Below are 15,956 nucleotides of genomic sequence, written 5' to 3'. Positions count from 1 at the left end.
GCCGCGCCACGCTCGCTGAGGTACGCCACCAAGGACGGGCTACTCTTGCGCCCATGCTTTTCAACCTGCGCCGCGACTACCCGGCGATCCTCGGCCACCGAGGCGCCAAAGGTCTCGCTGTCGACAACTCGGCCGACGCTTTCAAGATCGCCGCGGCTGGCAAGGCTGACGGGGTGGAACTTGATGTTCGCCGCACCGCTGACGACGAGATGGTGGTGCATCACGACCCTGACATCGAGGGCGTCGGCAACATCATCGACCTAACGCTCGCCGAAATACGCGATGCGGAACCACACGTGCTCCTCTTGGACGAGGCACTCCCGTTGATTCACGGAATCGTCAACGTCGAGATAAAGAACATCCCGGGACAGCCCGATCACGACGAGCGTCACGAGATGGCTTCACGTATCGTGTTCTGGATCGACCGCAACTGGCTCCACGACCGCGTTCTAGTGTCGTCGTTCAACAGGCACACCGTCGCCCGAGTAGCCGAGCTCGACGGTCGTGTGACGGTTGGCCAGCTCTTCTTGCCGGCTGTGGACCCCTCGAATCACATGTCGATGATGCTCGAATCTCATACTGATGTCGCACTGACACACCTCACCGGACTGCAACTCGCAGGGCAGGTCTTCTGCGTCGATGCAAAGGATCTCGGTCTCAAGATCGTGACGTGGGGCGTGGACACACACGACGGATACGCGTTGTGTGCCAAACTCGGAGTCGACGCGATCATCACCGACGACCCAATCGCCGCAAGAGCCTTTTACACCTCCGAGCAGGGCAGCTTTCCCGCTGAGCACGGCGCCGCCAGCGCGGATGAGGCCGGCACCACCCTGGACGAGGGTGGAACTACCGCAATGTTACCGCTGCTTGCACGGCGAGGCCCTCGCCGAGTCCGATAAAGCCAAGCCCGTCGGTAGTGGTCGCCTTCACTGATACGGCACCGATGTCGACGCTGAGCACTTGCGCAACTTTCTTGCGCATAACATCGCGGTGGGGAGCGATACGCACCTTTTGGCAGATGATTGTGATGTCAATGTTCCCGACCGTGTAACCAGCCTCGACCACTCGCGAATAGGCCAGGCGAAGCAGCTCAACAGATGAGGCACCTTCCCAACGCGGGTCGCTTGACGGAAACATTTCCCCAATGTCTCCGAGCGCCGCGGCACCGAGCAGCGCGTCAATGAGTGCGTGTAGCGCGACATCTCCGTCAGACGTGCTCTCGACACCACGGTCGCCAGACACGACGACACCGCACAGAACGAGTGGCGGCTCGCCACCGAACCGGTGAACGTCGAAACCGTGGCCAACCCGCATATCAGGCATCGGCATCTCCAAAATCGCTGAGGGTCGCCTCGGCAACGAAGTGATCGACGCGATAGGTGATCTTGCGGTTCTCCTGATCGCCCTCAACGACTCTCACGGTCACCCCGAGAGCTTCGACAAGAGACGCATCGTCTGACACGTCATCGTCGTGGAGGGCGTGTGCCTCACGTAAGACTCGCAACTCGAATCCTTGCGGCGTCTGCACCCACCACAGCTCGGACCGATCCACCGTCCCCACAACCGATCCGTCGGCAACCCGCTTAATCGTGTCGGTCACAGGGACAGCGGGTATCACTGCTTTGGCACCGTCTTCGAGTGCGCCAACAACGCGTTCAACGAGACGCTGCGACGCGAGCGGCCTTGCCGCGTCGTGAATGAGCACGTGCGTCACGTTTGGTGCGAGAGCGTTGAGACCGGCAACCACTGAGTCGCGACGACGCTTTCCCCCAGGAATGCCACCCGGGATTGACCCGACAAGTGTGACGGGGATACCAAGCCCAGAGAACAGGTCGACGGACCATTGCCAGAGCGGCTTGCCGGCAAGCTGGATCGCATGTTTCTCACCGCCGAAACGTGCGCCTCTTCCCGCGGCGAGAACCACCGCTGCAAGATTCATGGTGTTATTTCAGCGAACACCATTCGGCCAATCGACGTGCGCATCATGTTGGAAACCTCGACCTTCACTACGGTGCCTATCTTGCTGGCACCATTTTGGACAATCACCATTGTGCCATCCTCAAGGAATCCTACGCCCTGACCCGCCTCGGAGCCTTCTCTTTGAATGAGGATCTCGAGGGGGTCACCCATCGCGACCTGCGGTTTGAGCATTTCGCCGAGGGCGTGCGGGTTCAATACACGAATGTCTCGCAGCCCCGCCGCCTTTGCAAGGTTGTGGTCTGTCGTGACCAACGTTGCGTTGTACCGGTCGCAGATCACCAGCAGTTTGCCGTCAACTTCGGATTGTTCGGGGACGGTGCTCTCAACAATGTGGAACTCAACTCCATCGACGTCGCGCACAACGTCGAGAATGTCGAGGCCGCGCCGCCCGCGCCGGCGCTTCGATCTGTCCGCAGAGTCGGCGACCGCCTGCAACTCATCGACCACAAAGGCGGGCACCAGAATCGTCCCGGTGACAAGACCAGCACGGGTGAGTTCAAGTAGCCGTCCGTCTATGGCCGCGGACGAGTCGACCACGAACACCAGACCGGCCGTCTGAGACGGATCTACGTCTGTCCGGCGGAAAGGTTCCCGTTCTCGAAGTCCCGCCGCGGCGAGCAGTTCGTGCGCTCTTTCGGCAAAGACAGAGGCTCCGAACGATGTGAAGACGAGTACCACCAGGCCCGCGACGGGCCAAGCGATTGTGGCCGGGAAAAATGCAATGAACGGGACCGCAAACACCGTGCCGACGATCAGCCCGGCAACGCCGCCGAACGTCCCCGCAAAGAGCTGTGGACCCGTGGCACGTCGCAACAGGTCGGGGGTCCGCCCGATGTCAGAACGAAGGCGCCGGCCAAGCACACCACCAAGTACATAACCCACTGCGGCCCCAAGCATGGCGCCCCATACAATCGATTCGTCGGGTCTGATACCCGCACTTGGAAACCATGACGCGACAGAACGGCCCGCGCTGAAGCCAATAGCCGTGGTTGCCAGGGTGACAAGAAGCCTGATGGTTTCGACCATCATGGTTTAGCCGTCATGTAGCATCGCCATGGTCAAACTATCGGCAGGGATGCACACGCTGTTGACGGATTTCTACTCCAGCAAGGACGGACCGACGGTGGAATACCCACCCCCACCGGCTGCGACGCGTCACACCCAAGACCGAGACCAAGTCGAAGACCGTCTCAGATGGGGAGGGCGTCGTCCTCGCTACTCGTCGTCATCTTCCTCGACGGTTGGCAATGCCCTGTCGAGCTTCGCAATGGTGGCCTCTTCGCCAAGGTCGAGGGCAAAACGGAGTTCCGAGATGATGATCAGCCGGGCCTTTGCAAGCATGCGCTTCAACGCTGGCGATATCCCCTTGACCTGCTGGGCGTACGTGAGGTCGCGAACCACTTCCGCGACCTGGAAAATATCGCCACTGTTGATTTTCTCAGTCAACAGTTTGTACCAGCGTGACCAGTTGGCCCCAGCTTCCTGCGGATCATCTTTGAACGTCGCAAACACTTTGCGTGCCACCGTTCTCGATATCACTGGGCGCACACCTAGTTCAACCGCGCGAGCTACCGGCACTCGAACAATGAGCTGGTCGGTGGCGACTTCGAGAACGAAATACTCAATCTTCTCCCCATCAAACTCAAGCTTCTGCTTCTTAATGATGGTAGCGGCGCCGTGATGCGGATATACGACTTTATCCTTGACACTAAACGGGGTCTTTATAGGACCGGCGAGGGACTTCTTTTCGGCGCGCTTGCCCTTCTTGGCTGCCGTCTTGGTGGGCGCGGCTTTCGCCCAATCTGCTTTGGTGGGAGTAGCTTTCGAGGCCGCAGCCTTTGAGGACTCAGCCCTTGCACTTGGCGCTTTTCCGGCTGCCTTCTTGGCGACAGGGGCCTTCTTGGCGACAGGGGCCTTCTTGGCGACAGGGGCCTTCTTGGCGACAGGGGCCTTCTTGGATGAAAGCTTTTTGGCCGAAGCCTTCGAGGCCGAAGCCTTCTTTGCGCGAGGCGCCGATTTTGGCGAGATCCGCTTCGCCGGCGCCTTCTTAGCAGTCGACGGCTTCTTCGTAGCGGCTGCAGACACCCTTTTTGGCGAGGCGGTCCGCTTCGTGGCTGTCTTCTTCGTTGGGCTTTTCTTGGCTGGCACTCGTACTCAACTCATTTTGTCGCGGGCGGCAGTGTACTCGGTGTCTGCGCAGACTCGATCGACTCACCCGCGGTCTCGGACTCGCAAACGATTACCCGCCCAATGACCGGTTTACGTGTCACCCAGGGGAGAAGCGAGCTGCTCGACACGATCGAGATACGACCTGATGTGGTGGGCGCGGGACCGGCCAACACCTTCGACCCGCCCCAAATCTGCGACAGTTGCCGCGATGAGTTCAGCGTAGGAATCGAAGTGCTTCAACAATGCTGCGCGAACGGCCTCAGGCAGCCGCGGCACACCGGTGAGGATACGCAGCCCGCGTGGTCGCACGCTGTTGTCCAGCGCGCCAAACCCAAGGTCCTGGCTGACGCGGATCCCCGACTGGAGATCGTCCATTGCCAGCTGTGACAGGATCTTGGCGTAGGACGCGGTCTTACGCTTGCCCTTTGGCAAATAGTCTCTGTATACAAGGTCACCAACGGTTCGAACACCTTCAACAATATCGTTGGCCTGGATCTCGAATAGCACCCCGTCCTCTCCAAGCTCTAGTAGGAGACGGTTGAATCCTTCATAGACCCGGTCGACGTACGTAGCCCTCTGAAGAAGAACCACAACGTCGCGTACTGTTGCAACGTCGTCCGCCTCAGCGCGGGTGAGGGAATGCTCGGCATCCGCGACGCGTCTACGCAAGCGTTCTAACGAATTGAGAGCCTGGTTGGCCTGAACAACGAGCGAAGCCGGCGACCGTAGCTCGAACGTTTGGTCGCCGATATACACGGTGGCGCTCGCACGGCGCTCCTCCGAGATTGCAAGCACGGCCTTGCCGGTGTCGCGTGCAAGTCGCTCAGCGGTGCGAAATCTGGTGCCGGTCTCGAGAGTAGGGATCGTAGGGTCTGGCATAAAATGCACGTTGACTCGCGTGATATGCATCGTTTCGGAATCGACAACAATGCCGCCGTCCATTTTTGCGACCTCGGCCACGCGCTGTGCGGTGAAGGCGGCTCCATCGAGCCGGAACCCGCCGCTGCACACGCTGTCGACCTTCGGACCGGAGCCAATGAGGATGAGCGCACCGGTGCCCTGCCGAAGGATCAGCTCGGTTGCCTGCCGTAGCGGCGTTCCCGGAGCAAAGCTCCGAAGAATGTCAATGCTCGCCCGGCCACCATTACTCATGACGCCGAACAGTAACAGTCTTTAGAAATCGGCACCGGAACCCTTGCTTCGAACCGGGGAGATGCCGACAGCAGCGAGTGCGTCGCGGATTGTGTGCATCGCGTCGCCGGGAGCGACGACAACGTTGACACCGAGACGCAGTGCTTCCTCGCGTCGCCGATCAGACTGAGAGACCGCTCGGATTTCGCCAGTAAGACCAACCTCACCCCAAGCAACGACGTCGTTGAGCACAACACCAGCGAGCGAAGACGCCAACGCAAGGGCTACTGGGAGATCGGCCGCCGGCTCTTTCAGCTTGATACCACCAACGACATTGACGTATACATCTTGATCGCCAAACGGCATCCCAGCGTGACGGACCAAGACCGCCAGCAACTGGTGAACCCTCGCTGAGTCGATGCCGTTCACAGACCGGCGAGGCTGAGGCGTAACGGACTTGGACACGAGCGCCTGGACCTCAAGAACAATCGGTCGTCGGCCTTCGAGCGTTACGGCAAGCACCGTGCCTGCACTGCCCTGACGTCGGCTCGACAGCAGGATCTTGGCGGGGTCGGCGATGGGAACCATGCCGTGCCCGCTCATCTCGAACAATCCGATTTGGTTGATCGAGCCATATCGATTCTTGAGGCTCCGAAGCACCCGCAGACCCACGGCGTCGTCTCCCTCAAGGTACAGCACGACATCGACAAGGTGCTCGAGCACCTTCGGACCGGCGATCGAGCCGTCTTTGGTGACATGCCCGATAAGCACAACCGGGATACCGGTCCGCTTCGCAAAGGCAACCGCCTCCGCCCCACAGGCTCGCACCTGCCCGACCGATCCGGCGATGCCGTCTGCGCCTGCAGTCACGACTGTCTGTATTGAATCGACGATAAGCAGTGCCGGTTGGACAGCCTCCGCGGTGGCGAGGATGGTCTCAAGCGATCTCTCGGCGAGGAGGTCGATACCATCAACCGCAGCACCGACGCGCTTTCCACGCAGGGCGATCTGGCCAACAGACTCCTCGGCGCTCGCCATAAGCACCTGCCGCTCGCCACCTGCGAGAGCCGCCGCTATCTGGAGCAACAGGGTGGACTTACCAACGCCAGGTTCACCGCCAAGCAGCACGGCTGCTCCCGGGACAAACCCGCCCCCCAATACGCGGTCGAACTCGTCGATACCCACCGCACACCGTGCAGAGTGCCGTTCTCCGACGCTGTTGATCGCTACGGGGACACTTGGCCGGCCGCTGTTGGAGGTGATCTCAACGAGCGAGCCACGCTCCCCGCATTGGGAACAGAACCCCATCCACTTTCCTGAACGGTGCTCACATATAGTGCAGCGGTACGCCACGGTTACTCCTGAACTTATCCTTGCAATCCACGCTAGCGAACCGGTGTGACACACACATGCTCGGCGCAAGGAAAGAGACGGATTTCACGCGGCCCCGAAAATAACTGCGGGCTCACTCGTACAGGTAGCGCCGAATAGCCCAAACTAGGGCACCGACCACCACGATAAGGAGGACAACACCACCAACGATGTTGGTAGTCGTCCAGGCCTCCGCCTCTCGAACCGCGCGAAATGCATACATCCATGCAACAATAGCGCCTGACTAGGCGCTGAACTCCTGAGGAACCGTGGACAGGGACACACCAGACGATCCGTTTGAGGATTTGTTCGAACCATTTGAGCTTGACGAAGGGCCACCTCCTGGTGTGGAGCCTCCTCCCGTTGTGCAGCGTCGAGAGATCACTCAACCGGTGACGAGACGTCGGACGGCGGCGATTTCTTGCCCGTCGTGCGCGGCGTCGAACCCGCCGTCAAACCGCCACTGCGAAGCGTGCGGAGCCCGCATTCAAGCGAGCCCGCTTCCGGTTGCACCTCCTCCTGCGTTGAAGATGACACCCGGGGGACGAGCCCTCGGAGTGCTCCTCGGTGTGCTCGTAGTGGTCTTCATCTTTAGTAGATTCATCGGCGGAGACGGTGCCGACCCCGCGACCACGTCGACGGCCGCACCCACATCGACCACTCTGAACGTTCCGCTCTCGCTTATCACCCCGACGACTGCCGACGCGAACTCTGTGTTGACTGCGAGCCTAGGGGCGGACAATCTTATCGATGACGATCGCCTCAAGGAGTGGCAGTCAAACGGTGACCGAGGCGTCGACGTAGAGCTCACGTTCACCTGGGCTACACCGGTCGCTATTTCTGAGATCCGTATTCAAAACGTTGTCGACGACACCCGATTCAAACGGAATTACCGCATACAGGAGTTCACGATCACCGTTGACGATATAACACTCGAAACGTCGGGTCGGCTGGACAACACCAACGACCAGCAGCGGATTGCGATCGCGACACTCAAGACAACCCGGCTTACGCTGCGTGTCATATCAACCTACCCGGGCGAAATCGTTGCGGGTAACAACCCGTTCAACGAGCTGGTTGTCGCCGAGATCGAGTTCTTCGGCAGAGAAGTGACCCCTACCCAGTAGCAGCGTGACGTTGACCGCGACTTACTGCTTGTCGTACGGGATACCGTCGGCTGCCGGAGGGCGGGACTTTCCAACCACGCCAGCCACGACGATCAACGTTGCAATGTATGGGGCCATTGCAAGGAACTCGGACGGTATTGGGGTGTTCAGGATGCCGAGCTTGTTTGCAATGGCATCGGAGAACCCGAACACCATCGCGGCGCCCATTGCACCCACCGGGTGCCAACGGCCGAAAATCATCGCAGCAAGTGCAATGAACCCGCGTCCAGCAGTCATGTTCTCGTCGAATCGCCCGACCTGGCCGATCGTGAAGAAAGCACCACCAAACCCCGCAACAACCCCGCCGAGGATGACACCAATGTATCGGATGCGATACACATCAAGACCCAGTGTGTCAGCGGCCCGCGGGTGCTCGCCTACTGCTCTTGCACGGAGTCCCCAGCGGGTGTGGAAGAGTCCGTATGTAGTGACGGCCACGAGTCCAAACATGATGTAGACGAACATGTTCTGTTGGAAGAGCACCGTGCCTACGAACGGGATATCGGACAGAATTGGCACACTCCACCGCCCGATGCGGGGACTGTTGTTTAGGTCAGGGTTCTGGGTCAGAATCTGCACTGCTAAGAACGACGTCAGTCCCAACACGAAGATGTTGATCACCACACCAGAAATAATTTGATCGACCTTGTACTTGATCGACAACACCGCAAGCACCCAGGCCAACATCGCACCAGTAATCGTTGCAGCAAGCACGCCCGGCCATGCACCGTACAACGACCCGACGATCACACCGGTAAAGGCACCTCCAAGCAGCATTCCTTCGATCGCAATGTTGACCACCGCAACCCGCTCAGAGAGCACTCCCGCAATCGCCCCAAATGTCAGCGGGGCTGAGCGCAGCACAGCCTGGCGCAACATGGATGCGAGGTTGAATGATTGGCCGGCGGCGGCCCAGATGAGAAACGCCAACAGAAACAGCGCAACGACCAAGGCCAAGGTGCTGTTTGAAGCTTTTGTGGACTTTTTGGTGAGCAGCCGCCCCCCAAAAAACGCGATGATCGCCGCGATCAAGAAGTTGGTCGTCGCGGCGGGAATCACGAGACTCGGCAGAATGCGGATCGACCCAATACCAAACTCGAAATCGGCAAATCTGTCTCGGGCTAACACAAGGCCCAGCGAAGAATCGCCATCGCCGGTCACGGTGAACCCAAACACAAGAGTGACAAACGCGGCCAGCGCAATGTAGAACCATCCGAGGCGTTTTGCGCGACGTTGCGTCGCAACCAGCGAAGCACCCTGCACAGCTGTGTCGCTCATTACGCGAGTCCTTTGGTGACTGACGCAGCGGCGTCCTCGGTCTTAACCCTGTAGATGGACCTTATGAGCGCGGGGGCTGCGATGAACACGACAATGAGTGCGCCGATGACCAGCACTAGATCAATCGAAATACCAGTCGCGGCCTGCATCTCCTGCCCGCCAGATCGCAGGGCGCCAAATAGAATCCCCGCAAACACCACGCCCACGGGGTGTGACCTGCCCAGCAGTGCAAGCGCGATGGCATCAAATCCGATAGAGGCCGTGAAACCAGGCGTAGCACGGAACTGGAGTCCCAACGTCGGGTTGACGCCCGCCAAGCCGGCGAGCCCGCCGGCAATCCCCATCGCGGCGACGTACAACCACAACACGTTCATCCCGGCGTACCGAGCGGCGTCAGGGTTCGCACCAAGGGACCGGAGCTCGAACCCGAGGGTTGTCTTGAACAACAACCAGTAGACCGCTCCCGCAGCGAGCAACGCAATGACGATGCCGAGGTGGACACGCAGAGCCGGATCGTTCAAGAAGCCAAGCAAACGGGGAAGGCGGGCGGTCTCCTGGACCAATTTTGAACGTGCGTCGTCCCGACCGGGCTGCTGGATAAAAGACGTCTTCAACAAATAGGACAGCAAGTTGATCGCGATGAAGTTCAACATGATCGTCGTTATAACTTCGTGGGCACCGGTCTTCGCCCGCAGCAGTCCCGGTATCGCGCCCCATGCAAACCCGCCCACAAACCCACCGAGTATCGCCAACGGAAGATGGATGACTGCGGGAAGGTCAAACGAAAAGCCAACGATGACAGCGGTTAGACCACCAATGACCATTTGGCCCTCTGCACCGATGTTGAACAAACCTGCCTTGAAGCCCACCGCCACAGACAGACCGGCAAGGATCAACGGCGCAGAACGGGTCAAAGTGTCGGATACTCCCTGGAGGTCGCCAAACGCTCCACGAAACATTGCAGAGTACGCCCCCGAAATTTTGGCCCATGTCTCCGTGAAAGCCAGCACCGGGTCAGATTTCCACAACGCAAGCAGATCAAGATCAGAGACCGAAATGATGAGCGCGCCGGCAATCAGTGCGGTGAGCAGCGCTAGCGCAGGCACCAGCAACGCGCCACGCCAGGAGGTGCCGACGCCGGTGATGTCATCCATGGTCCGCTCGGCGTTGTCCGGCTGGTCGTCGGCCTCAGTGTCGCTCATACGGTTGCGCCCGCCATCCACAGTCCCAGATCCGTCGTCGTAGTTTCACTGGGGGTGGTTTCGGCAACGATCTCTCCTTCGTACATGACTAAAATCCGATCGCTCAATGCCATGATCTCGTCGAGTTCCGTTGACACGATGAGGATCGCGGCACCGTTGTCACGCTGCTCAACGATGCGCTCGTGAATGTACTCAATCGATCCAACATCGATTCCGCGAGTCGGCTGGCTAGCGACGACCAGGGGCGCGTTTCGAGAAAATTCGCGTGCAACGATCACCTTCTGCTGATTCCCGCCCGAGAGATTCGAAGCAGCGACGACGGCAGACGGCGTCCGCACGTCGTACTGCTCGATCAGTTCCTCGGCGACCTTTTGTGATGCGGGCCAATCCATCACGACCCCGTTAGAGAATGGCGCGAGGTGGTACGTGTTCAGCACAATGTTCTCGGTCAATGTGAACGGCAGAACCAAACCCATTCGCTGGCGGTCCTCGGGTACATGTGCCGCGCCGGCGTCATGAATGGAACGCGGTGTCCCGTGAGAGATGTCCTCCCCGTTGAGCAACGTCGTGCCGCTCACGCCTGTGCGCAGGCCTGTGATGGCCTCGACAAGCTCTGTCTGACCATTCCCCTGGATGCCTGCGATGCCGACTATTTCACCGGAACGGACTTGGAACGACACGTCCTTCACAGCGGTCTGCCCGCGGTCATCCTCAACGGTGAGCCCTTGCACCTCGAGCACCACATCACCCGGTTTCGCCGGCGCCTTGGAGACCTGCAGATCGACAGGCCGGCCGACCATCATCTCTGCAAGCTGCTGGGCGCTCGTCTCAGCTGGAGTCGTCTCACCAACGACCTTGCCGCGACGCAACACCGCGATCCGATCGCAGACTTCGGTGATTTCGTTGAGTTTATGAGTAATGAAAACGACACCCTTGCCCGCCTCCTGCAACGACCGCATGATGGCGAAAAACTCCTGTACTTCCTGTGGCGTGAGAACCGCGGTCGGCTCGTCGAAGATGATGATCTCCGCCTCACGAAACAGCACCTTGATGATTTCTACTCGCTGCTGGAGGCCAACGGGGAGGTTCTCGATCAGCGCATCCGGGTCAACTTCAAGTCCGTACCGTGCCGAGATCTCCAGTACATCCCGACGAGATTCGTCGATGTCCAAGGAGTCTCTGTGAAGCGCCCACGCAATCCCCGCAAAGGCTGCAAGCAGGACAACTACACCAAACTCGATCCCCTCTTCGACGCCAAAGAGACCGAACAACTTCGTCGCCAGAACCACCAATGCGGCAGCCACCAACCCCAAGAACACCCAGGGGGTGCGCTTCTTCTTGAGCGGTTCCACCCCGAGCACAACGTTCTCGGCGACCGAGAGTACCGGCACGAGCATGAAGTGCTGGTGAACCATTCCGATCCCGGCAGCAATGGCGTCGGAGGGACCCTGGAAGTCTTGCACTTGGCCATCGACAAGAATCTCGCCCTCGGTAGCCGAATACAGCCCGTACATGATGTTCATGAGCGTCGACTTGCCGGCACCGTTTTCCCCAAGAAGGCCGACAATCTCGCCCGAACGAATGGTGAGGTTTACATTTTCGTTTGCGACGACACCGGGGAATCGTTTCGTGATCCCCCGCAATTCAAGCTCCAAGCCTGGGCCTCCCGTTTTCTTCTTCGCCGCGGCACCCACTGTACGCACGAATGCCCCTCCGAGTCATCTCAGAGGGGCATTCGTGGTCGATATGGATGTATTGGTTAGCTGTCGTCGTCCGTCGCCGGAACAACAATGACGCTTCCGTCAATGATGCCGGCTCGCAGCGCGTCAATCTCGGCGGCAAGCTCGGCCGAAACCGAACCCGCAAGGTCGTGGAACTCGGCAATGCCGACTCCCTCGTTAGCCAGGGTGCCGTTGTATGGGTTACCCAGAACACCAAGCGTGACGACGTTCTTCACCGTAGCGAGAACAGCGTTGTCCATACGCTTGAGGATCGACGTCAACCAGACACCCTGGAACTCCGACGGAGCTGAGTTGAACTGATCAGCATCTACACCGATCATCAACACACCGGGGTTGTCGAGAGCCGCCTGCGCGGTACCTAGACCAACAGGCCCAGCGACTGGCAACAACACGTCAGCGCCCTCGTCGATGAGGTTCTGGCCGAACGTAAGTCCGTCATCGGTCGACTCGAAGTTGCCCGTGAACAAGCCAGAGTCTGGGTTTTCAGGGTCCCAACCGAGCACCTTGACGCTTGCACCTTTGTCCTCGTTGTATCTCTGCACACCGTAGAAAAAACCGTCCATGAACACGGTCACCGGTGGAATATTGATCCCGCCAAACGTGCCGACAATCCCTGTTTGGGAGACGGCCGCGGCGAGGTAACCGGCGAGGAACGCTGCCTCCTCTGTGGCGAACCCGATACCGCGAATATTCTCCTCGAGACCAGGGAAGTCGATGATGGCGAATAGCTGATCAGGATTGTCCTGAGCAGCCGCAGCCGTATCGTCGGCGAGCAAGAAGCCCACGGTGACGATCAGATCGCAGCCCTGGTCGATGAATGCATCAATGTTCGGGCGGAAATCCGCCGGACTCTGAGACTCAAGGAACTTCGCCTCTGTGACACCAGCGATTTCCTCTACGGCACGGGTAGCACCGAGGAACGCAGTCTCGTTGAAGCTCTTGTCATCGATACCACCGGTGTCAGAAACCTGACACACAGCAAACTCCAGTGGCGGCGGCAACGTGGTTGTAGTCTCAGGCGCTGCCGTCACTACTGGCGCAGCGGTCGTCGTCGTTGGTGCAGGCGCTGCAGTGGTAGCCGGCGGCGCAGCGGTCGTTGTATCAGCGGGGGTGTCGTCGGCGCAAGCGGCCGCCACGAGGGCGAACGCAAGAATGAGCCCGACAAACACTCCCCTGCTTCGTAGCCTTCTCATCATCGTGATGATTCCTCCATACATGGTCTTTCCCATCGAGAGACGGGAGATCAATATCCTAACGGAACGCAAGAACTTTGTTCCACCTGAAACCGTTCAGGCAACGGGTCTAATTGTAGTGCAATCAGATGGGGGCACGTCGGGCTCGGAGCCGAGTATGCAAAATTGGGCCGAAGCCGCGAAACGTGACGCTGAGCCTATTCGCTCTCTGCGAGTTCCACGAGTGGCGATTCCGGGGTCGCCATGGACGTGAAACTCAGTGCCTCTGGGTCGTCAGGGTCGACATCGACCAGGATGGTGGCGCCGGCAGGGAAGTCCTTGAACAGCATTATCTCGCTCAACGGATCTTCGAGCAGGCGCTGGATTGCGCGCCGTAGTGGGCGAGCTCCAAGCTGGGCATCGTATCCACTTTCCGCCAGAACCATTTTTGCCTCGTCGGTGAGCATGAGGTCAAGCGATTTGGATTCGAGCTGAACCCGGATGCGCTCAAGGAGGAGGTCAACGATCTGTTTGACCTCCTGGACCTTGAGTTCGTGGAACACGATGATCTCGTCGATCCGGTTCAGGAACTCGACCCGGAAGTGCCCCTTGAGCGCGTCCATGACCTTGTCTTTTACTTGCTGGTAGGAAAGCTCATCAGAGTCGGCGGAGAACCCGATCGACTTCCTGGCCAGGTCAGCTGTCCCCAGGTTTGAGGTCATGATGATGACGGTGTTCTTGAAATCGATGCTGCGACCTTGCGAGTCGGTCAGGCGACCGTCTTCGAGTATCTGCAGCAAGATGTTGAACACGTCAGGATGGGCTTTTTCGATCTCGTCGAACAGGACGATAGAGAATGGTTTACGACGCACCGCCTCGGTGAGTTGTCCGCCCTCGTCGTATCCGACGTATCCGGGTGGCGACCCGATGAGACGACTCACCGCATGTTTTTCCATGTACTCAGACATGTCGATTTGGATGAGGGCGTCCTCGTCCCCAAACAGGAAGTCAGCAAGGGTCTTTGCGGTTTCGGTCTTTCCAACACCGGACGGACCAAGGAAGATGAACGAGCCACCCGGACGTTTGGGATCTTTGAGACCAGACCGCGTGCGTCTGATTGCCTTGGAAACCGAAGTAATTGCGTCGTGCTGGCCGACGATACGTTTATGGAGATGATCTTCCATCTCAAGCAGCTTCACGGTCTCTTCGTCGGTGAGACGCTGCACCGGAATACCAGTCCACTGGGCGAGAACTTCAGCGATTTCCTCGTCGTCAATGACGACGGAGTAGTCGTCGCCACCGTCAAGGTTCGACGTCATTTCTGCGCGCTCTGTAAGCAGCGTCCGTTCCTGGTCGCGTAGCTGCGCGGCCCGCTCGAACTGCTGCGAATTGATGGCGTCACGCTTGTCGGTGCGCAACTTGGAGATCTTGTTGTCGAGGTCTTTCACGTCGCTAGGGAAGTTGCTCTGTTTGAGACGCATCCGAGAGCCCGCCTCGTCGATGAGGTCGATGGCTTTGTCAGGAAGAAAACGATCCGCAATGTATCGGTTCGAAAGGTTGGCTGCATCAACCAGGGCTTGATCGGTGAAACGCACCTTGTGATGCTCCTCGTAGCTTGGGCGCAGCCCCTCGAGAATCTTGATGGTGTCTGCAACCGACGGCTCCTCAACAGTTATCGGCTGGAAACGCCGCTCAAGAGCTGCGTCCTTCTCAAAGTACTTGCGGTATTCCTCAAGAGTGGTCGCGCCGATTGTTTGCAACTCGCCTCGTGCGAGCATTGGCTTGAGGATGCTGGCGGCATCGATTGCACCTTCGGCTGCACCGGCGCCAACCAAAGTATGGATCTCGTCGATAAACAGGATGATGTCACCGCGGGTGCGGATCTCTTTGAGGACCTTTTTGAGCCGCTCTTCGAAGTCGCCGCGGTAGCGCGAGCCCGCGACCAACGCACCGAGGTCGAGTGTGTAGAGGTGTTTGCCCGTCAGCGTGTCTGGGACGGTGTCGTCCACAATCAGCTGTGCGAGGCCTTCTACGATCGCCGTCTTACCGACACCGGGTTCGCCAATGAGAACCGGGTTGTTCTTTGTCCGGCGCGAGAGAACCTGCATGACCCGCTCGATCTCCTTCGAACGACCAATGACGACGTCGAGCTTGCGCTCGCGGGCAAGTGTTGTGAGGTTGCGCCCGAATTGATCCAGCACGGCCGACCCGGTCCCGCCGGAGCCGCCCGAAGAGGACCGCGACGAAGACCCGGACCGCGAAGACTCGCTGCCGCTGTCGCCCTGGACGCCGGACAGCAGTTGAATCACTGTTTGGCGCACCTTGTGGAGTTCGGCGCCAAGCTGCTGTAAGACTTGGGCTGCAACACCCTCGCCTTCGCGAATCAGCCCGAGCAGAATGTGCTCGGTACCGATGTAGTTGTGCCCGAGCTGCAGCGCTTCGCGCAGCGAGAGCTCCAGAACCTTTTTGGCGCGGGGCGTGAAAGGAATATGACCGGTCGGTGCCTGGGAGCCTTGGCCGATGATCTCGCCCACTTGAGATCGGACCGACTCGAGGTTGATACCGAGGCCTTCGAGCGCCCGAGCAGCGACACCCTCACCCTCATGGATCAGCCCGAGCAGGATGTGCTCGGTACCGATGTAGTTGTGGTTCAGCAGCCGCGCTTCTTCTTGGGCGAGAACTACGACCCTGCGGGCCCGATCTGTAAATCGTTCAAACACCTGTTACTACCTCAACAAATAC

General features: G+C 59.2%; 13 protein-coding genes. 2 read left to right on the top strand and 11 right to left on the bottom strand.

Going from position 1 to position 15,956, the window contains the following annotated elements:
- Positions 1-53: 53 nt before the first annotated feature.
- Entirely contained in the window at positions 54-902 is an 849-nt protein-coding gene (locus tag IIC71_03185) for a glycerophosphodiester phosphodiesterase (protein ID MCH7668195.1), read from the top strand.
- Here IIC71_03185 and ispF read toward each other — a convergent pair.
- The 6 genes from ispF to radA form a co-directional block, all read right to left on the bottom strand.
- On the bottom strand, positions 850-1,317 hold the full coding sequence (gene ispF, locus IIC71_03180) for a 2-C-methyl-D-erythritol 2,4-cyclodiphosphate synthase (protein MCH7668194.1): 468 nt from the start codon (positions 1,315-1,317) through the stop codon (positions 850-852). The two genes, IIC71_03185 and ispF, sit on opposite strands and share 53 nt — an antisense overlap.
- Position 1,318: 1 nt before the next feature.
- Positions 1,319-1,942 carry a 2-C-methyl-D-erythritol 4-phosphate cytidylyltransferase gene (gene ispD, locus IIC71_03175; GenBank protein MCH7668193.1) on the bottom strand — a complete coding sequence of 208 codons (624 nt, stop codon included), beginning with the start codon at positions 1,940-1,942 and terminating at the stop codon, positions 1,319-1,321.
- Entirely contained in the window at positions 1,939-3,012 is a 1,074-nt protein-coding gene (locus tag IIC71_03170; GenBank protein MCH7668192.1) for a TRAM domain-containing protein, read from the bottom strand. Before IIC71_03170 ends, ispD begins: the two co-directional genes overlap by 4 nt.
- 186 nt (positions 3,013-3,198) lie before the next feature.
- Entirely contained in the window at positions 3,199-3,708 is a 510-nt protein-coding gene (locus IIC71_03165) for a CarD family transcriptional regulator (protein MCH7668191.1), read from the bottom strand.
- 534 nt (positions 3,709-4,242) lie between these two features.
- On the bottom strand, positions 4,243-5,304 hold the full coding sequence (gene disA / locus IIC71_03160) for a DNA integrity scanning protein DisA (protein ID MCH7668190.1): 1,062 nt from the start codon (positions 5,302-5,304) through the stop codon (positions 4,243-4,245).
- Positions 5,305-5,325: 21 nt separating this feature from the next.
- On the bottom strand, positions 5,326-6,663 hold the full coding sequence (gene radA / locus IIC71_03155) for a DNA repair protein RadA (protein MCH7668189.1): 1,338 nt from the start codon (positions 6,661-6,663) through the stop codon (positions 5,326-5,328).
- A gap of 521 nt (positions 6,664-7,184) precedes the next feature.
- Here radA and IIC71_03150 point away from each other — a divergent pair.
- Positions 7,185-7,781, top strand: a complete 597-nt coding sequence (locus tag IIC71_03150) for a hypothetical protein (GenBank protein ID MCH7668188.1) — start codon at positions 7,185-7,187, stop codon at positions 7,779-7,781.
- Positions 7,782-7,802: 21 nt separating this feature from the next.
- Here the strand turns inward: IIC71_03150 and IIC71_03145 are convergent, their stop codons facing one another.
- The 5 genes from IIC71_03145 to IIC71_03125 all read right to left on the bottom strand — a co-directional run bounded on the left by IIC71_03145 (position 7,803) and on the right by IIC71_03125 (position 15,934).
- Positions 7,803-9,098, bottom strand: a complete 1,296-nt coding sequence (locus IIC71_03145) for an ABC transporter permease (protein ID MCH7668187.1) — start codon at positions 9,096-9,098, stop codon at positions 7,803-7,805.
- The gene (locus IIC71_03140; GenBank protein MCH7668186.1) at positions 9,098-10,252 is read right to left on the bottom strand and encodes an ABC transporter permease; all 1,155 of its coding nucleotides are present in this window, start codon (positions 10,250-10,252) and stop codon (positions 9,098-9,100) included. The genes IIC71_03145 and IIC71_03140 overlap by 1 nt, the downstream gene beginning before the upstream one ends.
- A 44-nt stretch (positions 10,253-10,296) precedes the next feature.
- Complete coding sequence (locus IIC71_03135; protein MCH7668185.1) at positions 10,297-11,955, bottom strand: ABC transporter ATP-binding protein; 1,659 nt, start codon at positions 11,953-11,955, stop codon at positions 10,297-10,299.
- Between the two features lie 104 nt (positions 11,956-12,059).
- Positions 12,060-13,271: a BMP family ABC transporter substrate-binding protein gene (locus IIC71_03130; GenBank protein MCH7668184.1), complete on the bottom strand. Its 1,212-nt coding sequence runs from the start codon at positions 13,269-13,271 to the stop codon at positions 12,060-12,062.
- 161 nt (positions 13,272-13,432) lie between these two features.
- The gene (locus tag IIC71_03125) at positions 13,433-15,934 is read right to left on the bottom strand and encodes an ATP-dependent Clp protease ATP-binding subunit (protein MCH7668183.1); all 2,502 of its coding nucleotides are present in this window, start codon (positions 15,932-15,934) and stop codon (positions 13,433-13,435) included.
- Positions 15,935-15,956 lie beyond the last annotated feature (22 nt).

The sequence above is a fragment of the Acidobacteriota bacterium genome (assembly GCA_022562055.1).
Lineage (GTDB): Bacteria > Actinomycetota > Acidimicrobiia > Spongiisociales > UBA5794 > BMS3BBIN02.
The sequence above is the reverse complement of the archived record's forward strand: the minus strand, read 5'-3'. Positions and strand labels throughout refer to the sequence as shown.